This is a genomic window from Candidatus Dormiibacterota bacterium (assembly GCA_035635555.1).
GTDB lineage: Bacteria > Acidobacteriota > Polarisedimenticolia > Gp22-AA2 > Gp22-AA2 > Gp22-AA3.
In genome coordinates this window covers 1-26,011 of sequence record DASQAT010000056.1, presented here as the reverse complement: position 1 = coordinate 26,011, position 26,011 = coordinate 1, and the positions used below count along the sequence as shown (strand labels likewise).

At 70.0% G+C, this 26,011-nt stretch carries 20 protein-coding genes; 10 read left to right on the top strand and 10 right to left on the bottom strand.

The features are described from left to right. Positions 1–7: 7 nt before the first annotated feature. Both glp and VEW47_17040 read left to right on the top strand, forming a co-directional pair. Positions 8–1,273, top strand: coding sequence for a gephyrin-like molybdotransferase Glp (gene glp, locus VEW47_17045; GenBank protein ID HYS06891.1), 1,266 nt, complete (start codon positions 8–10; stop codon positions 1,271–1,273). A gap of 51 nt (positions 1,274–1,324) precedes the next feature. Beyond that, positions 1,325–2,002: a response regulator gene (locus tag VEW47_17040; protein ID HYS06890.1), complete on the top strand. Its 678-nt coding sequence runs from the start codon at positions 1,325–1,327 to the stop codon at positions 2,000–2,002. On the opposite strand, the gene VEW47_17035 is transcribed toward VEW47_17040, so the two are convergent. From VEW47_17035 to VEW47_17020, 4 genes are all read right to left on the bottom strand, one after another. Further along, the gene (locus VEW47_17035) at positions 1,947–5,003 is read right to left on the bottom strand and encodes an alkaline phosphatase family protein (protein HYS06889.1); all 3,057 of its coding nucleotides are present in this window, start codon (positions 5,001–5,003) and stop codon (positions 1,947–1,949) included. The two genes, VEW47_17040 and VEW47_17035, sit on opposite strands and share 56 nt — an antisense overlap. A 106-nt stretch (positions 5,004–5,109) precedes the next feature. Beyond that, a complete protein-coding gene (locus VEW47_17030; GenBank protein ID HYS06888.1) occupies positions 5,110–8,556 on the bottom strand; it encodes a TonB-dependent receptor in 3,447 nt (1,148 codons plus the stop codon). Positions 8,557–8,755: 199 nt separating this feature from the next. After that, positions 8,756–9,949, bottom strand: a complete 1,194-nt coding sequence (locus VEW47_17025; GenBank protein HYS06887.1) for a tetratricopeptide repeat protein — start codon at positions 9,947–9,949, stop codon at positions 8,756–8,758. A gap of 93 nt (positions 9,950–10,042) precedes the next feature. Beyond that, positions 10,043–11,581, bottom strand: coding sequence for a cellulose synthase family protein (locus tag VEW47_17020; protein HYS06886.1), 1,539 nt, complete (start codon positions 11,579–11,581; stop codon positions 10,043–10,045). Positions 11,582–11,633: 52 nt separating this feature from the next. On the opposite strand from VEW47_17020, the gene VEW47_17015 reads away from it, so the two are divergent. The 3 genes from VEW47_17015 to VEW47_17005 are packed head-to-tail and all read left to right on the top strand — an operon-like array spanning position 11,634 to position 15,495. Further along, on the top strand, positions 11,634–13,028 hold the full coding sequence (locus tag VEW47_17015) for a hypothetical protein (GenBank protein ID HYS06885.1): 1,395 nt from the start codon (positions 11,634–11,636) through the stop codon (positions 13,026–13,028). A 14-nt stretch (positions 13,029–13,042) separates the two neighbouring features. Continuing rightward, entirely contained in the window at positions 13,043–14,287 is a 1,245-nt protein-coding gene (locus VEW47_17010) for a beta-ketoacyl-[acyl-carrier-protein] synthase family protein (protein HYS06884.1), read from the top strand. Then, on the top strand, positions 14,284–15,495 hold the full coding sequence (locus VEW47_17005) for an NAD(P)/FAD-dependent oxidoreductase (GenBank protein HYS06883.1): 1,212 nt from the start codon (positions 14,284–14,286) through the stop codon (positions 15,493–15,495). Before VEW47_17010 ends, VEW47_17005 begins: the two co-directional genes overlap by 4 nt. 27 nt (positions 15,496–15,522) lie before the next feature. On the opposite strand, the gene VEW47_17000 is transcribed toward VEW47_17005, so the two are convergent. From VEW47_17000 to VEW47_16980, 5 genes are read right to left on the bottom strand one after another with little or no spacing between them, the layout of a single operon-like run. After that, entirely contained in the window at positions 15,523–16,902 is a 1,380-nt protein-coding gene (locus tag VEW47_17000; protein ID HYS06882.1) for an alpha/beta fold hydrolase, read from the bottom strand. 9 nt (positions 16,903–16,911) lie between these two features. After that, a complete protein-coding gene (locus VEW47_16995) occupies positions 16,912–17,442 on the bottom strand; it encodes a PH domain-containing protein (GenBank protein HYS06881.1) in 531 nt (176 codons plus the stop codon). Further along, a complete protein-coding gene (locus tag VEW47_16990) occupies positions 17,439–18,110 on the bottom strand; it encodes a hypothetical protein (GenBank protein ID HYS06880.1) in 672 nt (223 codons plus the stop codon). Before VEW47_16990 ends, VEW47_16995 begins: the two co-directional genes overlap by 4 nt. Then, positions 18,107–19,072 carry a hypothetical protein gene (locus tag VEW47_16985; GenBank protein ID HYS06879.1) on the bottom strand — a complete coding sequence of 322 codons (966 nt, stop codon included), beginning with the start codon at positions 19,070–19,072 and terminating at the stop codon, positions 18,107–18,109. Before VEW47_16985 ends, VEW47_16990 begins: the two co-directional genes overlap by 4 nt. Positions 19,073–19,103: 31 nt before the next feature. Beyond that, the gene (locus VEW47_16980; GenBank protein ID HYS06878.1) at positions 19,104–20,225 is read right to left on the bottom strand and encodes a radical SAM/SPASM domain-containing protein; all 1,122 of its coding nucleotides are present in this window, start codon (positions 20,223–20,225) and stop codon (positions 19,104–19,106) included. A 249-nt stretch (positions 20,226–20,474) separates the two neighbouring features. On the opposite strand from VEW47_16980, the gene VEW47_16975 reads away from it, so the two are divergent. From VEW47_16975 to VEW47_16960, 4 genes are read left to right on the top strand one after another with little or no spacing between them, the layout of a single operon-like run. Next, positions 20,475–21,059, top strand: a complete 585-nt coding sequence (locus tag VEW47_16975) for an isoprenylcysteine carboxylmethyltransferase family protein (GenBank protein ID HYS06877.1) — start codon at positions 20,475–20,477, stop codon at positions 21,057–21,059. After that, on the top strand, positions 21,056–21,625 hold the full coding sequence (locus VEW47_16970; protein HYS06876.1) for a YceI family protein: 570 nt from the start codon (positions 21,056–21,058) through the stop codon (positions 21,623–21,625). The genes VEW47_16975 and VEW47_16970 overlap by 4 nt, the downstream gene beginning before the upstream one ends. 7 nt (positions 21,626–21,632) lie before the next feature. Next, entirely contained in the window at positions 21,633–23,171 is a 1,539-nt protein-coding gene (gene lysS, locus VEW47_16965) for a lysine--tRNA ligase (GenBank protein ID HYS06875.1), read from the top strand. After that, positions 23,168–23,749, top strand: a complete 582-nt coding sequence (locus tag VEW47_16960; protein HYS06874.1) for a TlpA disulfide reductase family protein — start codon at positions 23,168–23,170, stop codon at positions 23,747–23,749. Before lysS ends, VEW47_16960 begins: the two co-directional genes overlap by 4 nt. On the opposite strand, the gene VEW47_16955 is transcribed toward VEW47_16960, so the two are convergent. Further along, positions 23,692–25,266 carry an FGGY family carbohydrate kinase gene (locus VEW47_16955; protein ID HYS06873.1) on the bottom strand — a complete coding sequence of 525 codons (1,575 nt, stop codon included), beginning with the start codon at positions 25,264–25,266 and terminating at the stop codon, positions 23,692–23,694. The genes VEW47_16960 and VEW47_16955 overlap by 58 nt on opposite strands. A 62-nt stretch (positions 25,267–25,328) precedes the next feature. Between VEW47_16955 and VEW47_16950 the strand changes: the two genes are divergently transcribed. Next, positions 25,329–26,011 (top strand): polysaccharide deacetylase family protein (locus VEW47_16950; GenBank protein HYS06872.1); only part of this gene is annotated, 683 nt, incomplete at its 3' end.

The window sequence follows — 26,011 nt, the reverse complement described above, 5'->3', positions numbered from 1 at the left end:
TCCGTTCATGCCGGACCCGCTGCCCGTCGATGCCGCGCTGTCGATCGTCCTGAAAGCCGCGCCGGTCCTGCCCTCGGAGCGGGTCGGCATGGACGACGCCCTCGGGCGATATCTCCAGGAGGAGATCCGCGCCGACCACGACTACCCCGATTTCGACAAGTCGCTGATGGACGGGTACGCAGTGATCGCCGCCGACACTCAGGACGGGGGCCGGCCCCTTCGTGTCGTGCAGGAGATCCCGGCCGGTATGGATCCCGCGGCCCTGCGCCCGGTCACGCCGGGCACGGTGTCGCGCATCATGACCGGGGCCCCGATCCCGCCGGGCGCGGACGCCGTCCTGATCGTCGAGGAGACGGTGCCGGCGGCGGGCGACGCGACGGCGATCCGGCCGCTCGGCGCCGTACGGCCGGGGGCGAACCTGGCGCGCCGTGGCGTCGACGTGCGCGCCGGCGACGTCCTCCTGCGTCCGGGCGGGCTCATCGGCCCGGGGGAGATCGGTGTCCTGGCGTCCTGCGGCCGCACCACGATCGAGGTCGGCGGCCTGCCGCGTCTCGCCATCGTGGCGACCGGCGACGAGCTCGTCGAGCCGGAGATTGCGCCGGGTCCGGGTCGGATCCGCAACAGCAACGGCCCGCTCCTGCGCGCCCTCGCGCGCCGCGCCGGTGTCGTGACGCGGTATCTCGGGATCGCCCCCGATGAGGAGAGGGCGTTGCGGGGGATGATCGAGGATGGCCTGCGCGACGACGTTCTGGTTCTCTCGGGCGGCGTGTCGATGGGCACGCACGACCTGGTCGGCAGGACGCTCCGCTCGCTCGGGGTCGAGATCCTGTTCGAGAGAGTGGCGATCAAGCCGGGCAAGCCGTTCACGTTCGGCCGCCGCGGCCCCACGCTGGTCTTCGGCTGCCCGGGCAACCCGGTCTCCACCTACGTCATCTTCCAGGTCTTCGGGCGCGCCGCACTGCGCCGGATGATGGGGCGTCCCGATCCGGCCGCCGCGCCGGTGCGCGGCATCTTGAAGACCCCCGTCCGCCAGCACCCCGGCCGCGCCGGCTACTACCAGGCACGGGCCAGGTGGTCGGGCGGCGTGTACGAGGTCGAGGTGCTGCCCACGACCGGCTCCGCGGATTTCGTGTCCTGCGCCCGCGGGAACGCCCTCGCCATCGTCCCCTCGGAGACGGCTGTCCTGCCTGCCGGATCCACGATCGACGTGCTTCTTCTGGACGATCACGCCGACCGCATCGCGCCGGCCGCGTCGCGCGATTCGTCGCGTTGACACCCTCTTCGAGCGCGTGGTAGCCTCCGCCCGGCACCGCGGGAGAAGCGCTTGGCGAAGGTCACGGTCCTGATCGCGGACGACCTGAAGTTCTTCCTCGAGATCGAAAAATCCTACCTGCAGCGCGGCGGCTTCGAGGTCCTCACCGCGACCTCCGGCGAGGAGGCGGTGGACATCGCCCAGAAGCGCCAGCCCAACCTCGTGCTGCTCGACCTCGAGATGCCGAAGATGGACGGTGTCGCCGCCTGCGCGGCGATGCGCAAGGTCGCGGTGCTGCAGGCGACGCCGATCATCATCATGAGCGCCACCGGGACGCCGCAGAACCGGGAGCGCTGCCTGAAGGCCGGGTGCACGGAGTTCGTCATCAAGCCGGAGAAGCCCGACGAGCTTCTCGGGATCGTGGCGCGCATCCTGTCGATCAAGAAACGCGAGGCGAAGCGGATCACGGTGGTCTTCAACGTCACGGGCACGCACGCCTCCCGGCAGGTGATCGGTCAGGCGAAGGACCTGGGGGAGAAGGGGCTCCTGCTCGAGACCTCGACAGCCATCTCGGTCGGATCGGTCCTGGAGCTCGAGTTCTACCTGCCCGGGACGAGATCCCAGGTCAAGGTGAAGGCCAAGGTCGTGCGGGCGGGGAAGACCCCGGAAGGGGCCCCTCAGGCGGGCATCGAGTTCATCGACCTGAGCCAGGCGGACCAGGAGGCGATCCTGGACTACGTGACTTCCTGACGAGATCGTCGTAGACCGAGCGCAGGGCCGCGTCCTCGGGATGCCGCCCCAGTCCCTGCCGCGCCAGGTCGATCGCTTCATCCACCCGGTTCATCTCGGCCTTGGCCAGCGCCATTCCCAGAAACGGCGCGCTCCCGTCGTCCCCCAGGTCGCGCGCCCGCCGGAACGCGGTGAGCGCCCGCTCGGGCTGAGCCAGCCTTCTGTACACCGATCCCAGCTTGAGATAGAGGGCCGACGACGGCGAAGCCGCGCAGGCGCGCTCGTACGCGGCGGCGGCCTCGTCCCAGCGCTGCAGCTGCGCGAAGGCCCCGGCCAGGTTCGCGAGGAAGCGGGGGTTCTCGGGGTCGAGCTCCTCGGCGCGCCGGAACTCCTCGAGCGCCTCGGGGGCCCGACGCGAGCCCGCCAGGAGGATTCCGAGGAGATTGTGGAACTCGTCGATGCGCGGGTCGCGCAGAAGCGCGCGCCTCAGGATCGGCTCGAGCATCCCGCGCTTTCCCGGTGGCAGCAGGGCGAACAGGTGCTGTGCCGCGACCACGCGGGCCGGGTCGGCCTGGAGCGACTTGGCGTAGAGCGCCATGGCCGCCTCCCTCCCGCCCCTGTCCTCGGCGAGGAGGCCGGCGATCGCGTCGTCCAGGCCGGGTCGCTTCGCGGTGCGCGCCGCCCAGCGCCGGGCGATGTCGGATGCGATGTCGCGGCCGCCAGGGCGCGACAGGACCAGCTGAACCATCCAAAGCACGGATTCGGGATCCATCGACTCCATGGTGCGCAGCCCCTCTTCGAGGGCGCCGAGCGCCAGGTCGTGCTGGCCCAGTCCGAGGTACGCCTCGGACAGCAGCTGGTAGTTCTTCGGCAGCTTCTGGCGCTCGTTGGCGAGACGCAGCTGCTCCGCCGCCTGCGTGTAGTCGCGCCGCTTCATGAAATAGGTCGCGAGGTTGCGGTGATAGAACACCTGCGTCGTGGCGCCGGGACCGCTCGAAGCGCCCGCCGTGGGCGTCCCGCCCCCGGGGGAACCGCCGACACCGGCCGAAGCCGGCACGTCCTTTCCACCCGGGCCGGTCGCGGCCTCCTCCGGCTCGGGACCGGTCGCGTGCGCCCCGCCGGCCGGGTCGCCGGAGATGTAGCCGAGGGCGCGCAGGTTGGCGAGGAGCTCCTCCTCCGCCTCGCGCGTGCCCTGGCCCGAGGCGACGACGGTCGTCTCGCGCGGCGCCCCGATGCGCTCGTAGGAGGGGATCGTGCGCGCCGGGTGGGCCGCCACGAAGGCCGGATCGATCGCCTCCAGCAGGACGCGACCGGGCATCTCCTCCGAAGCGGGGAGGCCGACCAGGTACAGGAGCGTCGGCGCGATGTCGAACAGTGTAGCGCGCGGCGCCAGGGGACCGGGACGCGCCCCGGGTCCGATCAGGATGAAGATGCCGTTCTCGCGGTGCCACTCGACCGGCTGCTCGGTCGTGTACGGCAAGACATTTTGAGGCCTGCCGGCGCCGGTCTTGAAGCCGTGATCCGACACCACCATGATCGTCGTCCCGGGACCGGCCGCCTTCACGATGCGGCCGATCAACTCGTCCTGCTTGACATAGAAACCGGCGACGGCGTCCCGGTAGCGGCGGTAGTCCTCCTCGGGGCAGATCGCCAGGCGCGGCGCCATGCAGTGCTGAAAGCGGTGGCCCATCATGTCGATCCCCTCGAAGTACACCGCCGTGAGGTCCATCCTCCGCGCGACGAGGTTCGAGGCTATGGCCGCGTAGTTCTTCGATCCGGCGAGGATCGAGATGGCCAGCGGGACCGGCCGCTGCGCCAGCTTCCGAGTCTCCTTCTCGTCGTCGGTGGCGGCGGGCTGCAGAACTTCGTGGAGCGCCGCCTCGTACTCGGCGCGGTCGATGTGCAGGATCGAAGCGACCTCCTCGTACGTCAGGTCCGCGGCGGTGTGCAGAGCAGGCAGGACCTCGTCGAAGTAGCCGGGCGGATAGGTGAGGCCGGCGGGTGCCGTGGCACCGGGCGGCCGGGGCCGCAGGGTCTGGAACACGACCAGGTTCGAGACCTGGACGCCGTCCACCTTCTCCGCCGGGTACGACGCCCACCAGGCGACGAAGGCGCTGGACTTGCCGGCGTCGCCCAGGATGTTCCACAGCGCCTTGACCCTGCGGAAACGGCTGGTGATCGGCACGCGCCGGCCGGTCGCGTCGTCGATCGCCTGGAAATCGGCGACTCCATGGACGTCCGGACCGACCCCGGTGACCATCGTCGTCCACAACAGGGGTGAGATCATCGGATCGTACGAGCGCAGCGGACCGTGCGCCCCGCCGTTCGCGAGACGCGCCAGGTTGGGCAGCCGGCCGGCCCGCATCAGCGGATCGATCGTGTCCCAGTCGGCGCCGTCGAGACCGATGAGAAGCACGCGCAGACCGGTCGGCTCCGCCGTCGGCGCCGCCTCGGCGAACGAGCCCGGCGGACCGATCCGCGCGAACAGGTCGTGGGGCTCGATCCCCGCGGCGCGCAGCGACCGGTCGATCGCAACACTCGCCGATCGCGGCAGGGGAGCGCTCCCCTGCAAAGGGTCGGCGGGCAAGAGCGCCGCCAGCGGCATCGGATCGAGCGCCGTCCCGGCGCGGGACGCCGCCAGGCCGCGCAGTCCGGACGACTCGATCTCCGCAGCACCTCCCGCGAGCGCTCCGGGATCGATCCGGTAGGCGAACGACAGACGGACGCGGACCGCGGCCCCTTCCTCGGTCCGCCTGTCGATATCCACTCCGTCGAGGCGACCGGAGAGGGGGAACAGCAGGACGGGCGCCAACGGCGGCCGGAAGCCGAAGCCCGCCCCGTGCAGCCTGCCGCCGGTCATCCCCAGCATCCCCTCGGGCACGCGCAGGATGGAGGCGGCGCCGAGGACTGCGGCGACGGCCGCGAGCGCGGCCAGGAGGGCGCCGCGGCGCGGGAACGCCCGTCTTCGGGGGTACGAACCGGTGGGTTGCGCCGGGGTCGTGGTGTTGCGCGCGGCGGTCACGCTTCGAGTATAGAGGAGACGGAGTCCGCGCGACGAGAGCCGGACAGTACAACGGCCCCCTCGCGGGGGCCGTCCGAATCAGGAGGTACCGAGGTGCGGCGAGCTTCTAGAAATCCCAGCGGGCCGCCAGGCGCCACTGTCGCGGAGCCTGGTACTGGATCGGCTTGAGGAAGTCGGGGTCGGTGACGCCCGCCGTGAGCTCGACGTTGTCGTCGTAGAGCGTCGCCTCCTGGCTCTGGAAGACGTTGAACACGTCGAGCATCACGCTCATCTTCGACTTCCCGAACTGGATCGGGTAGTCGGCGTGCAGGTCGAGCGTCACGAGATCCGGTGTCCGCCCGAGGTTGCCTCTCTTGACCGGGTCGTACGAGAACAGGAACGGACCGCCGAAGGGGAGCAGGTCCGGGTCGGCGAGCGCCGTGCCCAGGCTCTTGGTCTTGCGCAGCTCGGAACCGGTGCCCGGATCGGCCCAGTACGCGTAGGTCGGGTTGATCCCGGGGATCTCTCCCGAGTTCTGGTAGATCGGGTGCGCGAGCATCGAGGTGCGCGGCACTCCGGACGCCCAGGAGAAGTTGGCTCCGAGACGCAGCTTGTTGGCGAACTGGTACGACGGGTAGACATGCAGGACGTTCGAGACGTCGGACGGCAGCGGCCCGGCGTTGAACTGTCCCGACATGAGGGGCGAGTTCGGGAAGTCGTAGAGGGACGTGATGTTCGGGTCGCTCTGGCCGTTGTCGTTCCGGAACAGGCCCTCGTAGTTCCCGATCAGCCGCGCGAAGCGGTAGTTGGCGTACACGGACCAGTTGTCGGAGAACCGCTTGGTGTAGATGAATTCCAGCGACTTGTAGCGGCGCTGCGGCTTGGGAAAATTGAACAGCCCGCCCTTCGGCACGTTCTTGGTCCCGGGGTTGGCCAGCTCGTACGAGCCGAACGTGGTCGCCGGGAACTTCACGCTGGCCCCCGTCCCCGCGCCCTGGTCGACACCGTTGACGCCGCCGAACGGGTCGTACGGATACCCGTAGGATGTGCCGTAGTAGAAGTTCTGGATCTGCTCGATGGCGTTGACCTGCACGTCCTCGAGGGCGCGCCCCTGGGTCCTGTAGATGCTGCGGACCTCGAACGATGAGTTGGGAGTCACCTCGAAGGCGAAGCCGCCCGACAGCTCGTCCTCGTAAGGCAGCCTGGTGCCGGAGACGACGTTGGTCTTGTCGACTCCCTGGGTGAACACTCCTCCCGCCAGCGGCTGGCAGGTGGTCGAGCCGCCCGCGCCGTCGGAGCAGCTGCCCGTGGGGCCGCCGAGCCGGGGCGTCGTCAAGTCGCGGTCGCTGAACTCCTGGCGGCTGATGCCGACCTCGTTGCTCAGCGCCCGGATCGCCAAGTCGTTGGGGATCCTCTCGAAATACCGGCCCCAGTTCATGTAGGCGCGGCTCTTGCCGTTACCGAGGACGTCCCAGCTCACGCCGAGGCGCGGCGCCAGGTTGCCGGCGAAGACGTACGAGTCGGGGGTGTAGCTCGAGGTTCCCGGAGTGAAGATCCGGCTGGTCACGCCCCCCAGGGTGATGTTCTGCGTCCCGAACGGCAGCGTGAACGACCCGGCCCCCTGGACCGACTCGGTCGACAGGCGCACGCCGGCCTTGACGGTGACGCGCGGCAGGACCTGCCAGGTGTCCTGCACGAACCCGGCGATCTCGTTTGCCGTGGTGGGCGGCAGCTCGGGCCCGAGCTGCGCCCGGGTGACGCGGAAGCGATTGGCGCTGTCGTAGGCCACCGCCACGTCGGTGCCGATGCCGTTGCGCACGCTGACGAGGGCGCCCCCGCGGGTCGGCACGGAGACGGTGTCCTGGATCCCGTTCAGATCGGCGTCAACCGGCGCACCGGTGGCGGGATCGCTCACCGGCAGCTGGATGTTGAACGACGGCCCCGTGTAGGTGGCGGTGTCCTTGTACGAGATGTCGTCGTACTGCACGCCGTACTTGACCTCGTGCTTGCCGAAGACCTCGGTGATCTTCACCGAATACGCCGTGTCCTTGTCGTCCTGGTTCGAGATGAAGCCGACGCCGCCGCGGCGCTCGGCCACGGGCGACAGGGTGAGCGGCACGGGGCCGCCGCCGGGGTCGTAGCTGTCGGCGCCGCGGAAGAACTCGAGCGTGTTCCTGAGGTCGGTGTAGGAGTACTGGTCGAGCGCCGACGTCTCGCGGAACGTCCCGGCGTGGTGGCCGATCTGCGCCTCCATGAAGAAGCGCGGCGTGAACACGGCGCTCCACTTCAGGGTCTGGTTGTTCGAGCCGAACTTGATCTCGCTCTCGCCGCCGCCGGTGGCGAAGTCACCGTACCGCACCGCGCTGCCGCGCTGCGGGCCGTCCGCGCCCGTGGCCGGGTCGCCGAAGAACGAGAACTCGACCTGGTGCTTGGGGGACGCCTGCCAGTTGATTTTCCCCGCGTAGTTGTTGGCGGTGCGCTTCCGGTCGAACTCGCGACCCGCCGACGGGAAGGCCACTGCGTTGGGGGCGTTGAACCCGGTCGCGGAGGTCTCGTCGAACACCGAAACGCCCGCGCTGGCGGCGATGAAGGCGGGGTCGGACAGAGGCTGGGCGGTCACGCTGTGCGTCGTGAGGACCGGATTGTAAGCGAAGAAGTAGAACAGCTTGTCCTTGACGAAAGGTCCGCCCACGCTGAAGGCGAAGTCCTGGACATTCTCGTTGACGACGTTGGAGGTGCCGGCGTCCAGCTTCACGAGCTGCCGGGACGATTGCAGCATGCTCGGGCTGGAGTACAAGGACACGCTCCCCTTGAAATCATTGGTGCCCGACTTGACGATGGTGTTGATGATCCCGCCGAGAGCCTGACCGTATTCCGCCTCGAACCCGCCGGTCTTGATCTGCACCTCGTCGAGGAACTCGCTCGTGACGCCGGTGCCGAGGGATCCGTAATTGATGTTGTAGGCGCCGATTCCGCCGTAGCCCGTGTTCGTGATGTTGACGCCGTCGATCAGGTACTGGTTCTCCAGGCCGGAGGCGCCGCTGATCGAGTAGTTCCCGTCGCCGGTCCCGAGACCGCTCACGACGCCCGCCGCCACGGCGTAGGTGTCGGTGAACGCGCGGCCGAGCGGGACCGAGTTGGCGAAGTCGCCGTACTTGATGTTGGTGCTTGTCGAGGTCGAGGTGACGTCGACGAGAGGCGCCTGGCCGCTCACGGTGACCGTCTCCGTCTTGCCCGGCTCGAGGGTGAAGTCGAGGCTCGTCTTCTGGTTCAGACCGACTCCGACGTCATTGCGGATCACCGTGGTGAAGCCGCCGGGAGCCTCCGCCCGGACCGTGTAGGTCCCCGGGCGCAGGAACGGCAGGATGTACGCGCCGTTCGCGTCCGTCTCCGCGGTCCGTGTCCCGAACTGGGAGGTCGCGATGATCACCGCGCCAGGGATGCCGCGGCCGGTGGGATCGCTGACTTTGCCCGAGATGGTGCCGGTCGTCAGCTCCTGGGCCAGGGCGGGCGTCACCGTGGCCAGGACGAGCAGAAGCAGCGCCGCCCACGAGAAGGCTGTCCTTGTCATCATCTCCCTCCGACTCCGTCAATCGACGCCGCCACGCGACGTCGTCGCCGACGCACGGGGCGTGCTCCGATTCTCCGGGCCATCGACGGGCCTCGGGAATCACGCAATCGCAATATAAGGTCCGTGCGGGCGAACGCAAGGGAGGTACGAGGATTGTCGGAGCGGTATTACGGAGTTGTGATCGGGCGGCGGGGCGGCCGGCTCAGAAGGGCAGCGCGGCGCGCAGATCGCGCGCCAGCGCCGGATCGATCTTCTCGAGGCTGTCGCATTCGCGTCGCGCCCCCTCGGCCCGGTGCGTCGCCATCAGCGCGAGCGCGAGCTGAAAGTGGGTCTGCGCGTGGAGCGGCTCGATCTCGAGGGCGTGCGTGAACGAGTCGATCGCGTCCTCGTAGCGGCCGGCCGTGCCGTAGGCCACGCCGAGATTGAACCGGGCGAGGTGCAGGCGCGGGCTGAGCCGAGCGGCGCGCTCGAAGTCCGCGATGGCGGCATCGGTCCTGCCGATGCGGAACAGGCGGCCGCCGCGCTCCAGCATCAGGACATCGGAATCTCCCGAAATACGCGCCACGTCGTCCAGGAGGTGCAGCGCCCGATCCGCCTGGTCGTCGCGCGTCAGGAGGAGCGCCTGCGCCCAGAGCCCCGCGGCGCTGCGCGAGAAGTCGTCCGCGGGGCGCGCCAGCGCGTCCGGCACCGGAAGACCGGGGCCGGACGCGGCGACGTCGATCTCGCTGCGATCGATCGGCACGGCGCAGGCGAACAATCGATCGCCGCCGGGGGGAGGCGGCAGGATGGAGCCGAACAGACGGTGGTGACGGTCGAACAGGAAACCTGATCCCGCGCCGCCCCCGTCGGGAATGCGGACGCGCAGGAGCCCGGGGCCGGCCCCCAGGGCGATCATCTTGTCGAGACGCGCCTGGAAGACGCGCGGCCGGTAGCCGTCGCGGTCCCGCAGGCCGACGAGCGTGTCCCCTTCTGCCGGGGCGGGCGCCGGGGCGGCTTGTTCGTCCTCGGCACCGTCCCCTTCTCCGCCGCACGCCGCGAGCCCCGGGGCGCGCAGGAGCACCAGATCCCGGCTCGGGTCCTGGAGGAGGACCTCGGTCACCTCGATCGGGGCGGGGCCATCCCCCGGCCCCGCCGATCCGGGATCGGGCACCGTCTGCAGGCGCTGCCATTGAGTCCGCAGGCGCGCCGCGGCCGACAGGGAGGCCAGGACCAGACCGGGGCGATCGAGCGCGTAGGCGACCGTCATCAGGATCGTGTTACCGGAGGCGTCGCGCGCCCGCAGCTCCAGGGCGCAGCCGGCCGGGCCGGAAACGAGCGGCACGCCGAAAGCACCGGCGGGACAGATGAAGATGCAGGCCAGGATACCGGGAGCGACGATGGTCCGCAGCGGCAGCACAGTCCCTCCCTGGGCTGCAACCGGCTCAGACCGGGGGGCGGCGATGGACGATCAGCGAATGACGGGTTCGAGTGATGTGTGTCGCGCACTCATCTACGCCGCACCGGGGTCGGCGTCAAGGCGTTTCTTCTCCGCTTCTCGCAAGGCTCGGAGAAGGGCCGCCGACTCGAGACGCCGGCGCAGTGCCTGGGCGAGCGACAGGAACGAGGTGTAGAGGTACCCCATCTGGAACAGGAGGAAGAAGGGAAGGACGGACGCATTCCCCGTGATGATGGCGCAGGCGCTTGCGGCGGTGAAATAAATACCCAGGAGCATTTCCGCGGCCGTCCAGCCGCGTCGGCGGAGCCCGCGGTAGGACGAACGGCTCCAGTCCCCGTCCGTCCCCTGCAGACTGTGCTTCGGGGTGCGCAGGAACTCGACGCGTCTCCCGGAACAGCCGCTCCAGACCGCGCGCGCATTGTTGAGGCTGAGCCCGATTCCCAGGGACATCAGGAACGGCAGGTAGGCCAGGCTCGTCAGCCAGTCCTCGTGCACCTCGCGCTCCGCGCACACGTAGAAGATGGAGATCGAGAGGGTCGACAGGAGGAAGAGCGGCAGGTCGATGTAGACCAGCCCGTCGAGGCCCAGCGCGCGGCGGGCGAGCACGGCCGGCACGATGAGGATCGCCAGGAGCAGCATGAGGGCGTAGGCGCTGTTGTTGGTGAGGTGGAAGAACGCCTCCACCTTCACCTTGAGCGGAAGGCGCGCGCGCAGGAGCCGCGGCAGGATCTTCCGGCCCGACTGGATGGAACCCAGGGTCCAGCGGTGCTGCTGCGTCTTGAAGGCGTCGTTGTCGGCCGGCAGCTCGGCGGGGGCCGTGACGTCCGGCAGGAACACGAACTCCCATCCCTTGAGCTGCGCGCGGTACGACAGGTCGAGGTCCTCGGTGAGGGTGTCGGACTGCCAGCCGCCGGCCGACTCGATGCAGGCCCGTCTCCAGACTCCGGCGGTGCCGTTGAAATTGAAGAAGCAGCCGGCGCGGTGCCGCGCGGCGTGCTCGATGACGAAGTGCCCGTCCAGGTAGATCGACTGGATGCGGGTCAGGACCGAGTACTCGCGATTGAGGTGCCCCCAGCGCGCCTGCACCATTCCGACGCGCGGGTCGCCGAAGTGGTGCACGAGGTCGAGGAGGAACGACGGGGGCGGTACGAAATCGGCGTCGAACATCGCGATCAGGTCTCCCTTCGCGCGCGCCAGACCGTACGCCAGCGCCCCGGCCTTGAACCCCTCGCGGCCCCCGCGGCGCAGGTGCACGACGTCGTGCCCGAGCCGGCGCATCGATTCAACGGTGTCCGCCGCGAGGCGCTGCGTGTCATCCGCCGAGTCGTCCAGCACCTGGATCTCCAGGCGATCGGCAGGGTAGTCGAGGGCGCAGGCGGCGCGGATGAGGCGCTCGACGACGTAGCGCTCGTTGTACACGGGAAGCTGCACTGTCACCACGGGGAGCGGGTCGAGCGGCGGCGGGGGGCGCGTGTCGGACGGTTTGTGCCTGTGATAAAGACGCAGCAGGGAATAACGGTGCGCGCCGTAGATCGAGAGCAGGAGCAGCGTCGCGTAGTAGGCCGCGACGATCGTGCCAAGGACGACGGTCACGCGGGGCACCTCACTTGTGGGTCGCCGGGGCCTCTGTTACGATGCGCGGACCTTGCAGCGGTCCCTTTCCCGTCTGTTCGTCTTCGGACTGGCGATGGAGTGCGGCTTCCTCCTCCTGCTCGCGGCGAAACCCGCTCCCGGCCGCACCTCTTTCTTCCTCGTCCTGTACTTCGTCGTGTTCCTCCTCTACCTCCTCGCGGTCCGTGACACGCTCCGGGGGAAGAGCGAGGGGGCGGGTCCTCTCGTCCTCGGACTCGCGTGCCTGTTCCGGCTGACATTTCTCGCCGCTCCCCCGGCCCTCAGTCATGATCTGTACCGCTATCTGTTGGACGGCCGCGTCACGCTGTCCGGCGGGAATCCGTTTCTCGAGACGCCCGCCTCGCGTGTCGCGGCGTCCCCGGACGATAAGGAGATCGCGCGCATCGAGCACGCGGAGATCCCGACGATCTATCCGCCGGCGGCGCAGGCGCTGTTCGCGGCGGGGGCGGCGCTCCAGGCCGGTGTCTACGGCATCAAGCTCCTCGTGATCGTCGCGGACCTGCTCGTGATCGTCGCCCTGCGAGCTCTTCTCCGGGCGCGGGGTCGGCCGCCGGTGCTCTCGCTGATCTATGCCTGGAATCCGCTGGCGGTGACGGAGACGGCCTGGAGTGGCCACCTCGAGCCGGCCGCCATCCTGTTCGTTCTCCTGGCGGCCCGAGCGATTATACAGAAAAGGGAACACCGCGCGACCCTGGCCCTCACGATGGGCGGTCTCGTGAAGCTGTTCCCGCTCGTCCTGATGGCGCCGCTTCTGCGTTCGGTCCGGGCCCGCTCTCTGCTGCTCGTCCCGACCCTGCTGATCGCGGCGTACTGGCCGTTCCACGCCGCCGGGCGGCGCCTCTTCGCCGGGCTGCGAGCCTACTCCGATCGCTGGCTGGCGAACGAGTCGCTGTTCGCGCTGGTCTATGCCGCGATCGACGCACTCGATCCGACACCGCGACTCAAGAGCGCCATTGCCTGGACGCGGAGTTGCATCCCGCACACGGGAGGACTCGACCGTCTGTACGCCTACGTCTACCCGGTCGATCTCGCGAAGGGCCTCTGTGCTCTTGCCCTGCTGGTGTTCGCCGTCGGGCTCTGGCTCAGGCGCGCCGACCCGCTGCGCGGCTGCTTTCTCCTGACCGCCGCGGCCCTGCTTCTGTCTCCGACCGCACACCCCTGGTATTTCCTGTGGGTGCTCCCGTGGCTCTGCCTGTTCCCGTCGCGCCCCTTCCTGCTCCTCACCGGCCTCGTCTCCCTGGCGTACGTCAACCTGGGGGCCGCCGGCCGTGCGCTGGAGCCGTACCCGTGGATTCGCGTGGTGGAGTACGCGCCGTTCTATGTCCTTCTGGGCGCCGACTGCCTGCGGGAAGCGCTCCGCGCCCGGGAGGAGTCCGCGGCGCGCGTCGCCGACTCCCGGGCCGGGTGATAGACTCGATCGCCATGGCCGCCGTCGTCACCGGTCTCGGCGTCGTCTCCCCCTTCGGCCTCGGAGTGGATGCGTACCTGCGCGGCCTGCGCGAGGGAGCGAGCGCCACCCGGCGCATCACCCTCTTCGATCCGGACGACCTGCCCTGCCAGGTGGCGGCCGAGGTCCCGGGATTCGATCCGTCAGCACACCTCGACGCGGAGGACCTGCCGCGCGTCGGCCGGATCGTGCCGCTGTCGATCGTGGCCGCGCAGGAGGCGCTGCGCGACGCCGGGCTGCCGGTGGACCCGCCCGAAGGCACCCGCGGCGACGTCGGCGTCGTGATCGGCACCGGCGCGGGCGCCGCCGATTTCGCCGAGCGCCAGTACGAAAGGTACTACCGACACGGGATCAGGCGCGTCAATCCATTCGCCATCTCGTCCTCCGTCATCGGGATGGTGAGCAGCGAGCTGAGCATCCGCTTCGGGTTCGCCGGCCCGTCGCACGTCCTCAGCAACGGCTGCACCAGCAGCACCGACGCGATCGGCTACGCCCTGCACGCCGTGCGCCGGGGCGATCAGCCGATCGTCCTGACCGGCGGGGCGGAGGCCTGCATCACCCTCGGAATGATGGAGGGGTTCTGCCGGATGCGCGCCGCCGCGACCGGCTGGAACGATCGTCCCGGGAAGGCCTCGCGCCCCTTCAGCCGCGACCGGAGCGGTTTCGTCCTCGGGGAAGGAGCCTTCATGCTGGTCCTCGAGGACGACGGGCACGCGCGGCGGCGCGGAGCCCGCGTCTACGCCGAGGTGGCCGGGTACGGCTCGACCTGCGACGCGCACCACCGGGTCCACATGAGCGCGGAAGGCGCCGAATCGACGCGCGCGATGGAGCTGGCGCTGCTGTCCGCCGGGGCGCCGGCGGAGGAGGTGGACTACATCAACCTGCACGGCACCTCGACCCGGCAGAACGATCGCGTCGAGACGATGGCCGTGAGGAGCCTCCTCGGAGGGCGGGCGAGCGGGGTCCCGGCCTCGGCGACGAAGTCGATGATCGGTCATGCGCAGGGGGCCAGCGGGGCGGCGGGGGTCGTGGCGACGATCCTCGGGATGCGGGAGGGTTTCCTGCCGCCGACGATCAACTACGATTCACCCGATCCCGAGTGCGATCTCGACTACGTGCCGAACCGGGCGCGCGCGGCGCGCCCGCGCCTGGCCCTGTGCAACTGCATCGGCTTCGGCTCGAAGAACTCGGCGATCGTCCTGCGCGCGACCGATCAATGACCGGCCGCCAGTCGTTCGACGTCGTGATCGCCGGCGGCGGACCGGCCGGGTCGACCCTCGCGACTCTCCTGACGCGCGCCGGCCGCACCGTAGCGCTGTGCGACGCCGCACGTTTCCCGCGCCACAAGATCTGCGGCGAGTACGTCCCGCCGTCGGCCCTCCCGATCTTTGCGCGCCTCGGGGTGCTGGACGGGATCCTCCTCCTCGCCCCACGCCGTCCCGTCGGCATGGCGGTGGTCTCCCCGGACGGGACTGAGGTCCTGGGGCGCTACGCCGGGGACGCTCGCGGCCTGTCGATGCGGCGTCTCGACCTCGACGGCGTGCTCCTGGAAGGGGCGCGGCGGAGCGGCGCCGTGGTCCTCGAGGGGACGCGCGTCGTATCGCTGCAGCGTCCGGCCGCGGGCGGGTTCGAGGTGACCGTGCGGAGGGGCACGGCCGGCGAGGTGCTGCGCGCCCGGATCCTGGTCGGGGCGGACGGCCGCAACTCGTTCGTGGCCCGCCGGCTCGGATTGAGACGCCCCGAGCCCCGGCATCGCAAGTGGGCGGTGATGGCCCACGTCCGCGGGGCGAGGGTGCCTGTCGATCACGGCGAGATGATCGTCACGCCGTACGGCTACTGCGGCATCAACCCTCTCCCCGGAGGTCTCGCCAACGCCTGTGTCGTGGTCGATCGCGGCGATCTGGAACGCGTGACGGGTGGGCGCGCGCACCTGGCCGATTTCCTGCGCGAGCGGTTCGCCTCCCACCCACTCACCCGCGCTCGCCTGGAGGGGGCCGAGATCGCGGCCGGTCCGTGGGCCACCGGTCCGCTGGCCTGCCGTGCGGCCCGGTGCGTGGACGATGCGGTCCTTCTGGTCGGAGACGCTGCCGGATTCTACGACCCGTTCACTGGGGAGGGGATCGGCATGGCGCTGCGCGGCGCCGAGCTCGCGGCGGAGATCCTGGACGGCGCCCTCGTGCGCGGGCGGACCGGGCGCCGCGCCCTCGAGCCGTACGAGGCGGAGCGACGCCGCCTCTTCCGCTCCCGTCTGTGGCTCGACCGACTGCTTCAGCTACTTCTGAAGAGCCCGCGGCTCACCGACTGGGTCGCGCGCCGGCTGCGGCGCGACCCGTCCCTGGCCGATCTCCTCGCGCGCGTCACGGGGGACACGACGGACGCGGCGGAGGTCCTGCGCCCCGCCTTCCTGGCGCGACTGATACGCGCATAGGGCGGCGGGTCGGCCGCCCCGGGTCGTTCAGGAGCGCGCGGGCGTGGCGGCCGGCCGGTCCTTGACCCAGGTCGCGATCTGTTCGACGACCTCGGCAGCGACGTGGCCGGCGACCAGGTACTCGTCCGGCGTTCCCATCCCTTCCCCTTCCATGAACAGGTGATTGAGGGCGGGATAGATCCTGAACGCGACGTCGGTGCGTCCGGCGAGGAGCCGCCGCCAGCCCTCGAAGTCGGCCCGCGTCACTTGGTAGTCCCTCCCCCCCTGGAGCACGAGCACGGGCCCCCTGAGAAGAGTCGCCGCCTCGCCGGCGTCGTGACGTGCGAGATCGTCCCAGTAGGTGCGGCCGAGCCCGAGCGGAAGGTCATCCGGCCGGTCCGCGCCGGAGGCGGCCGTGGAATCGTGCGCAGCGACCCGCTCGACCTGATGCCGTATCGTTTCGAGCCGCGCGCGCTCTTCGGGGGTCGTGACACCGTCGAGCGCGGCGAGATAGGCCATCTGCTCGAGGTAGGCTTCCTGAAGGGGCCTGCTCGGAGTGGCCAGCATGACGAACCCCGCGATCCCCGGCTCCAGTCTCGCGATCCTAGGGAGGGCGACCCCGCCCAGGCTGTGGCCGAGGACGAACACGCGGGAAGCGTCCACACGGCGGCTTCCGCGCAGGAGCCGCACCGCCTCCACCGCGTCGGCGACGGTCTCCTCGTTGAGCGTGAGCCGATCGGACTCCGCCTGCAACCGGGCCGCGTAGACTCTCGTCCGCTTGTCGTAGCGCAGCACCGCGATGCCGCGCGAGGCCAGCCCTGAGGCCAGGTCACGGAACGGCCGGTTCGGGCCGACAGTCTCGTCCCGATCGAGCGGACCGGAGCCGTGGACCAGCACGACCCCCGGAACGAGCCCCTGCCCCGCGGGGGTCGACAGCGTCCCCGGCAGCGGCCAGTCCGGGCTCCCGACGCGCACGTCGGCCTCGCCGTAGGCCCCGGGCCGGGCGTACGCCGGCGGCGTGTATTCCGATCTCGCCGGCGGCGGTACGAAGAACAGCCCGGCGATGCGCTTCGAGCCGTCGAACACGATCTTCGCCTCCAGGACCGCTTTCTCGAACGTGCACGCGACGAAGACCACCTGGTAGCCCGACTCCTTCGCGACCCGAGTCCCGGTCTGCTTCTGGAAGGCGCCCGCCTGGGTGTTGAGGCTCTTCCAGACGTCGCGCAGCTTGTCCGCCGGCAGGGCGGCCGTCATGGCGGGATCGAAGCGCTTGACCGCCGCGGCGAAATCGCCGGCCGCCAGAAGATCGACGAACCCTCCGGCGATTCCCTGCAGATCGTCGGCCGGCTGCTTCCGGTCGGCCGCCCCGGCCCGCCCTGCCGCGACGAGGAGAAGCGCGAGACACGCGAGATTCGAGAACCCTCTCATGCCATCCTCCTACGACCCGCCCGAAGGACCGCGGCGGCGCTCGATCGCCTCGATGAACCGCTCGGGGCTATCGGGTGTCAGGACGAACGATTGCGCGGCGCGGACGAGCACGTAGCCATCCCCCCGCGTGGCGTACATCCGGTAGCTGCCGAGGGCCTGGTTGCGGAATAGACCGTAGTAGCCGAACAGCCCTCCGGACCCGAGGGTCCTCGACGAGCCCGCCAGGCGGTCGGATGACAGGAGCTCCACCGATCGAATCGCGGCCAGGGGGATCTCGACGGGGCGGAGAAGGCGATCGATCGTGAGGCGATCCCCCGCGACGGTGTAGCCGCGCGGCGCCAGGAGCGCGCCGAAGACGAAGGCGCCGAGCGACAGCACGCCGCCGGCCAGAATCAGGAGGCGACCGGGGCCGGGCGGGACCATCGTCAGCGACACCCAGACCGCGAGCGTCGCGCCCAGGAGAAGCAGCGTCGAGCCCGCGACCGTCACAAGGGTCAGTTTCTGGTCCCAGGGAGCCGAGAACAGGGCCGTGTCCGTCATGAGTGCCCTCCAGGTGGCGGAAGATTTGCCATCCATTCTATGCGCATCTGCGTCTGCGGGATCACCAGCCGCTCGATCCAGTCCCCCAGGAGCCAGGCGTGCTCGTCGAGGTCCGGCGTCAGGTGCAGGCTGAGCGCCGGGGGGCCGAACTCGCGCCCCCCGAGAAGGACCTTGAGCACGCCGGGGCGGGTCAAACGGAGTTCCTCGCACGCCGGCAGCGACAGGAACGCGTCGATGGCTGAAGCGTGGCGCGCCGCCGCGAGCGCCGCGAAGGCGTGAGACGCGAAGCAGTTGTCGACCAGGAGCAGCGGGGGGCGCGTGACGTCGCAGAGGGCGGATCGCCGCTCCGTTCCTGACCGGGACGCCACCACGGCCCTGTCGCGCTCCACCTCCAGCTCGAGAGAGAACGGTCGGGCGTTCACGACGGCCTCGACCGTGCAAAAGCGCGGGCGCAGGTCGGCCGCGAATTCGGCCACGACCGTCTGCCGGAGATCGAACCTATGGATCGCGATCTCGGTCTCGGCGCGGAGGCGGATGCGGCCGCTCGCCCCGGCCTCAGCCCGGACCGTCTCGGAGCCTATCGGCCGGTTCCGGAAGTACGGGACGAACCGGCCGGTCCCGCAGGCCCGGACGATCGGATCGGCCGGAGGGGAGGAGACGGCGTTCATGAGAGGGGCGCCTCGAAGTCCACGGCGTTCCCCTGGAGCTGGCGCAGCATCTGGGAGCGCAGGAGCGCGCGCAGCCGCTCGGGGGGCAGGACCCCTGCTTTCTGGTAGGCCTCCAGCGTCTCGACCGCTGAGGCGATCCGCTCGACGTTCTCCTCAACGAAGGACTCGGCCACCCGATCGCCGAACTCGGGGCCTCCGAGTGCGCCGGCCAGCCTGAACGAAGGGTTGTGGTCCAGGGCCGTCGACAGCCGTGCCTTCCTGCGCCGGCGCCCGCCGCCCCCGCCCCCGTAGGCGCTGGTCGAGATCAGCGCGTAGGCGTACAGGCTCACGACGGCCGCCACCGCGACCGCCACGACGGCGTCCTGGATCACGGCCACCCAGACCCAGACGGCCGCGATGCAGATGGCGACGGCCGTGCACGATTCGGGGACCGGGTTGGTGTCGAGGCGCCCCTTGAGACCTTCGAGCTGCGAGCCGATCCGCTGCGCGAGCACGGACGGCTCCGGTGAGCGGATGAGACCGCGTCCTTCCAGGGCCTGCACGAAGGCGCGCGGGTCATCCCGGTCGATGGCCGAGCGGACATCCGGATCGCCGAGGGCCAGCGCCACCTTCACCTCGACCGCCTCGGGGTCGAGCCTCACGTCGTCGAGGCCGACCGCCTTCAGGTAGTTCTGCGGGTCGCGGTGGAAGGCCGAGGCGACATCGGGATTGTCGAACACGTCCTGCGCCAGGAGGCTGAGTGCTGCGACATCCCTCCAGGCCTCGGGCGGAACGTCGGTGCGGCTCATCGACAGCCTGAGGAGATCGTGCTGGAGAGGCGTGCGCGGTCTGACACTTTCGGGCACGCCGTACACCCGGCCCGCGCCGGGCCCCGAGCCTGAGACATTTTTCAGTCCCGCGACGCCGGCCACGAGGGCCGACAGACCGATCGAGCTGCGTTTGAGAAACGTCCTGCGCTTCATGGGAACCCCCTGTGATTTCGCCAGACGACCGTCACGATCCGAACCCGACACGCGGCGGGCCGCCGTCCGGTGCCGGGGGCGCGTCCTGCCGGGCGGGGGCGAAGCTCGGGTCGGAGCGCCGTTCCAGCGTCCGCATCATCTGGTAGCGGAACATCACCTCCGGGACCTTCTCGAGGTAATGTGCGGCCAGGATTTTTCGGACGCGCGGGTTCAGGAACAGCGCGGCGCACGTCTGGCAGGGATGCGTCGCGCCGTCCGGGAAGGCAAGAGCGGGGTCTTTTTCCGTCGCGAAGAAGAAGATCTTCTCGGGACCCTCCACGCGGATCCAGATCTTCAGGAAGTCCTCCATCTGGCGGTCGTACAGATCGCGCAGGCGGGTCCGGCGCGCGTCGCCGATCTTCATCTCGGGGATGTGCTCGAAGGTCAGGCCGCAGCACGACGCCACCTTCTCGTCGGGCGTGATCACCAGGTTCTCGATCACGTTGTCGCAGCCCTGGAAGCGGTCCAGCCGCTCGCGCGTCCGATAGATCCCCTCCGGCTGCGCGATCTCCACGTCGTCCTGGAAGGGGATCCAGATGTTGTTGAGCAGGTCGAGTGAGGAGCGGGCCGGGCTCGTGCGCATGAATTCGGCGAGGACCGGGTCGGCGAGGGCCTGCTCCATCGTGAACCGGGCGCCCGAGCGCCCCTCGACGACGATGAGCGCCCGGATACCGGACTCGGCGGCGGCGACGGCGCCGTGGACGATCCGCTCGAAGGGGACGAATTTCTGGTGGTCGTCGCCGGTCGAGAAATTGAGCTCGGTGAGTCCCGCCTCGTACAGGGGAAGGATGCGCTCGCGCGCCGCCCGCGGCGAGGTGGCCCAGTAGCCGTTGGTGACGCAGCGCGTCGCCAGGCCGCGGCTGGTGGCGCGCTCGATCGCCGCGTCGAGATCCTGGCGCAGGAGAAAGCACTCGCCGCCCGAGAAGACCACCAGCCGGAGGCTGGGGAAGTCGCCGGCCGCCTGGTCGATGTAGTCGAGGATGCGCTCGATCGGAATGCGTCCCTGCACGTGCGGATTGCTCTCGAAGCAGCATTGCGCGCAGGCGGCCGTGCAACGGTACGTCGGCAGGATGGTCAGGTGCGTCGGCCCGTGCGCCAGGGGATCGACCTTCATGGGGACCTCGTTCCTGGGGGCGGGGAAGCGATCGCGAAAAAGTGCGGGGCGGGATGTCGGCCCCGAGTATACGACGCGCCGGCGCCAAGTCAACCGAAATATGCGATCGATTATCCTGTATTCCTTGCTGGGCGGGTCTTTCAGGCGAGACGTGCGCGCGCCTCTCCGCGTCGTGTCACGCTCCCGGACATCGCCGGCCCCCGGCCGGCCCGATCTGTCCGGTGGCGAGGCGCGGTATCCTGTCATCCCATGCACGAACTCGAAGCCACGTCGATCGGCTACATCGCGCTCGTCGCCGCGGCCGCGCTCGCGGCGATCCTGGAGCGTCTGCACGCACTGGGTCATGAGACGCGTCTTCTGGAGTCGGGGGCCGAGGAAGTGGCCCCCTGGGTCTACCGCCTGATGGTGCCTGTCTACATCGCGGTCTTTCCCGCGGCGATCGCCGAGCATGTCGTCCTGGGCAGACACCCACCCGCGCCGTTCGCGGCCGCGATGGTCGTCCTGTTCCTCTCGGCCAAGGGTCTCAAGCTGTGGGCGATCCGGAGTCTGGGAGATCTGTGGACCATGCGCGTGATCCTGCCGCGACCGTTGCGCGTCGTCACCGCGGGTCCGTATCGCCACGTGCGGCATCCGAACTACGTCGCGGTCCTGGTCGAGGTGACGGCGCTGCCGCTCGCCGGGGGAGCCTGGATCACCGCCTCGGCCGCCGCGGTCCTGTTCCTGGCGCTCCTCCGGGCGCGCGTCCTCACGGAGGAGCGGGCGCTCCTGGCCCGTGCCGAGTACGCGGCGGCGATGGGAGACCGGCGGCGCTTCGTCCCGGGGGGCGGGCGGTGAAGGGGGCGAGGACCGGGGTCGCTGCGCTTCTGGTCGTGTGCTGCATGGCACCGGCCGCGGCCGCCGGCGAGATCACGCTTCCCCTCGACGCGCAGGCGAGCAGCCTGAGCTTCACGATCAGCCGCCCCGGCGAGACGATCGAAGGCACGGCCCGGCGGTTCGAGGGGGAGGTCACGTTCGACCCGCAGGATCTGACGCGTGGAGGCTCGACCGTCCTCAGGGTGCAGGCGGTCTCGCTCGAGACCGGCAATCGTCTGCGCGACCGCAAGATGCGCAACACGCACCTGGAGATCGAGCGCTTCCCGGAGATCGTCTTCAAGTCGACGTCGATCCGGGTCGGATCCGGAAAGGCGCTGGTCGAGGGCGTCCTCAGCCTGCACGGGGTCGACAGGACGCTCATGGTCCCGGCGACGATCCGGTATGATAGCGGTGTCCTGACAGCCGAAGGGAACGCCGATCTGACCTACAGCGATTTCCGGATTCCGATCCCGCGCTTCCTCTGGCTGGTCATGGACGACGTGATCGCCGTGCATTTCCGCCTGGTGGCGGGGACGGCGCCGCGCTGAGGGGGTCATGGTCCACGTTCGCGAAAGACACTGGGCCGACGAGATCGCCGACGAGATCCTGAAGCAGGGTCCCGGCCCGCACGAGATCTCCACAGGGATCTCGCCTTCGGGGGAGATCCACATCGGCAACCTGCGCGAGGTGATCACCGCCGACGTCATCTACCGCGTCCTGACGGAGCGCGGTGTCCAGGTGACGCTCAACTACGTGGCCGACAATTTCGACCCTCTCCGGAAGGTCTATCCGTTCCTGGACGCCGCGGTCTATTCGGGCCACATCGGCAAGCCGCTCTCGGAATTCCCCTGCCCGTGCGGCAAGCACGAATCCTACGCGTCCCACTTTCTCGAGCCGTTCCTCGCGTCGCTCGAGACGCTCGGCATCCAGGTCAAGGTCTACTACGCCGATCGGATGTACAAGTCCGGGATCCTCGTGCCGCAGATCCTCCAGGCGCTCAAGGGGCGGGACGTCATCGCCCGGATCCTGCAGGAGTGCACGGGTCGCAAGGTCGAGCCGGAGTGGAGCCCGTTCAACCCGATCTGCCAGGCGTGCGGCAGGATGACCGAGACGATCGTGAAGGGGTTCTCCGAGAAGAACCTGACGGTCGACTACGTCTGCAAATGCGGCGGGCGCGGCACGGTGTCGATGCAGGGGGGCGGCAAGCTCACCTGGCGGGTGGACTGGCCCGCCCGCTGGGCGCGGATCCCGGTGACCATCGAGCCGTTCGGCAAGGACCACGCGACGCGCGGCGGCTCGTACGACACCGGCGCCCTCATCTGCCGGGACGTCTTCAAGGCCCCTCCGCCGTTTCCCATCACCTACGAGTGGATCTCGTTCAAGGGGAAGGGGGAGCTGAAGAAGAGCAAGGGGAACATCCTGTCGGTCCACCGGATGCTCGAAGTCCTGCCACCCGAGGTGCTGCGCTATCTCATCGTCAAGACCCGGCCGATGCGCTCGATCGGATTCGACCCCGGCCTGCCGCTCCTGTCGCTGATCGACGAGTTCGACGACGCCACCTCGCAGAGCCGCGACCCGCGCGCCCTGCAGCTCTCTGAGGCCGGCCGGTTCCAGGCGGTCGGAGTGCCGTTCCGGCACCTGGTGAACGTGGTGCAGATGGCCGACTTCGACCTGGATCAGGCGGTCGTGATCCTGAAGCGCAACGGCTACCCGGTCCCGGACCCGGAGGCGCTCAAGGAGCGGGCCGGCTATGCCATCCGCTGGCTGCGTGAGTTCGCGCCCGAGGACGTGAAGTTCTCGGTCGAGCGCGCCCTTCCAATGGCGGCGCGCGCTCTCGAACCGTCGCAGCGCGCGTTTCTCTCCCGCCTTGCCGAGGGCCTGCGCGAGGGGATGAGCGGCGAGGAGATCCACGCGCTCATCTATGAGGTCGCGAAGGAAGTGGGAATGGAGAAGACGACGGCGGCCTTCGAAGCGATCTACCTGGCGTTCCTGGGACAGCCCAAGGGGCCGCGCGCCGGCTGGTTCCTCGCCTTCCTGGAGCGTGACTTCGTCCTGGCGCGCCTGCGCGAGGCGGGACGGGCGGCCGCGGCATGAGGAGCCGTGCGGCGGGTCTTCTGCTCGCAGCGAGCCTCCTGGCCCCGTTCTCGATCGCAGGCGCGCAGACGCCCCTCAAGGACGCCTATCTGAAGCGCTTCGTCGGGAAACCGGCGCCCCCCCTCGTCCTGAAGGACATGAAGGGAGTCCCCGTCAAGTTGTCCGACTATCGCGGCAGGGTGGTCCTCCTGAACTTCTGGTACTCCAGCTGCTTTCCCTGCCGCATGGAGACGCCCGATCTGATCGCGTTGTACGAGGCGTACAAGGAACGCGGTCTGGTCGTCCTGGGAATCAACACCGACCCTCTGATCATGCCGCAGGACGGCGGGGAGATGCTGCGGCGATTCATCGACAGCTACAAGATTCCCTATCCTGTCCTGGTGGCCGATCGCAAGGTGTACGACGACTACGGCCGGGCGCCGATCGCCCCCATCACACTCCTCATCGACAGACAGGGCTCGATCGCCCGGGTCTTCTGGGGCGCGACCCGGGGACCGGTCTTCGAGAGTTCCGTCCGCCCCTATCTCGAAGCCCGCGCCGCCGCCACGCCGGGGCGCGTCACCCCCTCGGTCCCGTAAACGGCGGTCGCCCAGTCCAGGTAGCGCCTCTCCCCCTCGTCGGGCGAAAGGCGCGGCCACGTGACGTTCCTGCCGCCACCGCCGGCGTCCACGGCGATGCCGTCCCCCCACCACAGCGCGGGGCTTCGCGCCAGCAGGGCGGCCCCGAGACAGGTGGCATCGGGAGACTCGCGCACGACGATCGGACGCTGCAGGAGATCGGCCTGCGCCTGGAGCAGCGTCCGGCACCGCGTCAGGCCGCCGGCCACCAGGACGGGGAGCGGTCCGGAGGCGGAAGCGGCGCCGCCCGGGACCCGGCCCGGCGCCGCGTGCTGCTCGGCGACCCTGATGATCTCCGCGCAGCGGCAGGCGACCGACTCGACCACGGCCCGCAGGAGGGACCGCGGCGAGGCGCCGCGCGTGTCCCCGACGAAGCGCGGCCTGGCGGTCGTATCCCAGCGGGGCGCCCCCAGACCGGCGACCGCGGGCAGGAAATGGACCGTGCGCGGCCGGCCGTCGTCGGCGCCCAGGAAGCGGTCCAGGTCGCGGGTCCGCAGCCGGAGTCTCAACCTTTTGATCGCCCAGTCGATCGCGGTCGCGGCGGCGTTCACCGGTCCCTCGACCGCGAAACGCCTGGCCGTCCTCCCCTCGGTTCCCGAATCTCCCCAGGACGTCAGCAGAGTCGTGAGGAGACCCGGGACGCGCGCAAGCCTGCGGCCGGTGCTGATCAGCACGAATGCTCCCGAACCGTAGTTGATTGTCGTGACCCCTTCGGCCCTGCAGCCCAGGCCGATCTGGGCCGCCTGCTGGTCTCCCGTCATCGCGCCCAGGCGCAGGGCCCGTCCGGCCACCGCGAGATGCAGGGGCGTCGCCAGTGTCGTGGGGACGAGCGCGGGCAGCGCCGGAGCGTCCAGGAGGGGCGCAAGGCCAAAGGCCTCGAACAGATCCGGATCCCAGGACAGGGTCTCGAGATCGAACAGGAGAGTGCGCTGCGCGTTCGCGTGATCGATCGCGTACGAGGCCCCCTCGCCGAGGCGCCAGAGGAGGAAGGTGCCGAGCGTGCCCCACAGCGCCCGACCCGCCGCCACGAGACGGCGAAGCCCCCTGACATGCGAGAGGGCCCAGGCCAGCTTGGATGCGGAATAGTAGGGCGTGAGCCTCAGACCCGTGCGCGCCACGACAGCGTCGTCGAGCCGTCCGGCTCGCCGCATCGATTCGCACAGCGCTTCGCCGCGCAGGTCCTGCCAGGAGTACGCGGGCGTGAGAGGCCGGCCGGTCCGGCTGTCCCAGAACAGGATCGTCGAACGCTGCGTGGCGATCCCGAGGTCGAGAGGCTCGGGACGCCGCGGCATGGCGGCGCGCAACGCCAGGAGCGAGGCGCCGAGGATCTCCTCGGCGTCGTGCTCGACGCGGCCCGCCCGGCCGCGCCGGGTCGCGATCCTGCGGCGCGCAGCCCGGCCCGGCCGGCCGCGGTCCGAAACCAGGACGGCCTTGACGCTGGACGATCCGAGATCGACCCCCGCCGGCATGCGGCGCATTGTACCGCCGCGCGCGGGCGCCGCGGCCCGTCCTGTCGAGTATGATTCGGCCGAGGCGTCCCGTGGCGGCGATCGCGAACGTCCTGACGGTCGACTTGGAGGAGTGGTTCCACATCGACGAGCGGATCATCCCGCCCGGCGAGTGGGACCGGCTGCCCGGACGCGCGGTCGAGAACACGCGCGCGCTCCTGGATCTCCTCGATGTCTGCGGGGTGCGGGGAACGTTCTTCGCCGTCGGCTGGGTCGCGGCGCGCCACCAGGACTTGATCCGGGAGATCCACGAGCGCGGTCACGAGGTGGGGGTGCACGGCTACCTGCACATGGCGGTCGCCCCCATGTCCGACACGGAGTTCCGCGCCGACCTGATCGCCGCGCGCCGGGCCGTCGAAGGGGGCACGGGGGAGCCGGTCCTCGGCTACCGCGCGCCGCGCTGGAGTCTCGGAGGCGCGCCCGGAGCCGGGCGGCGCGGCCGCGCCTCGGGGGTCGTGACGGCGGCGCTGGACGCGCTCATCGCGGCCGGCATCCGCTACGATTCCAGCCTGGCGCCGATCGTCTACATCGGCGACCCCGCGTGGCCGCGCGATCCCTACCGCATCGAGCGGCCGGGGGGATCGATCCTCGAGCTGCCGCCTCTCGTCGGGCGCCGCTTCGGCGTGCGCCTGCTGTTCGCGGGGGGCTGGGCCCTGCGGCGCGTCCCGAATCGTCTCCTGCTGAACGAGATCGCCCGCCGCAACGGACGCGGCGC

What these genes read in the sequence shown, in the direction of transcription:
- glp (HYS06891.1), top strand. Translation starts at nt 8, where the DNA reads ATGCCGGACCCGCTGCCCGTCGATGCCGCGCTGTCGATCGTCCTGAAA.
- VEW47_17030 (HYS06888.1), bottom strand. Translation starts at nt 8,556, where the DNA reads ATGATGACAAGGACAGCCTTCTCGTGGGCGGCGCTGCTTCTGCTCGTC.
- VEW47_17010 (HYS06884.1), top strand. Translation starts at nt 13,043, where the DNA reads ATGGCCGCCGTCGTCACCGGTCTCGGCGTCGTCTCCCCCTTCGGCCTC.
- VEW47_17005 (HYS06883.1), top strand. Translation starts at nt 14,284, where the DNA reads ATGACCGGCCGCCAGTCGTTCGACGTCGTGATCGCCGGCGGCGGACCG.
- VEW47_17000 (HYS06882.1), bottom strand. Translation starts at nt 16,902, where the DNA reads ATGAGAGGGTTCTCGAATCTCGCGTGTCTCGCGCTTCTCCTCGTCGCG.
- VEW47_16995 (HYS06881.1), bottom strand. Translation starts at nt 17,442, where the DNA reads ATGACGGACACGGCCCTGTTCTCGGCTCCCTGGGACCAGAAACTGACC.
- VEW47_16990 (HYS06880.1), bottom strand. Translation starts at nt 18,110, where the DNA reads ATGAACGCCGTCTCCTCCCCTCCGGCCGATCCGATCGTCCGGGCCTGC.
- VEW47_16985 (HYS06879.1), bottom strand. Translation starts at nt 19,072, where the DNA reads ATGAAGCGCAGGACGTTTCTCAAACGCAGCTCGATCGGTCTGTCGGCC.
- VEW47_16980 (HYS06878.1), bottom strand. Translation starts at nt 20,225, where the DNA reads ATGAAGGTCGATCCCCTGGCGCACGGGCCGACGCACCTGACCATCCTG.
- VEW47_16975 (HYS06877.1), top strand. Translation starts at nt 20,475, where the DNA reads ATGCACGAACTCGAAGCCACGTCGATCGGCTACATCGCGCTCGTCGCC.
- lysS (HYS06875.1), top strand. Translation starts at nt 21,633, where the DNA reads ATGGTCCACGTTCGCGAAAGACACTGGGCCGACGAGATCGCCGACGAG.
- VEW47_16960 (HYS06874.1), top strand. Translation starts at nt 23,168, where the DNA reads ATGAGGAGCCGTGCGGCGGGTCTTCTGCTCGCAGCGAGCCTCCTGGCC.
- VEW47_16955 (HYS06873.1), bottom strand. Translation starts at nt 25,266, where the DNA reads ATGCGCCGCATGCCGGCGGGGGTCGATCTCGGATCGTCCAGCGTCAAG.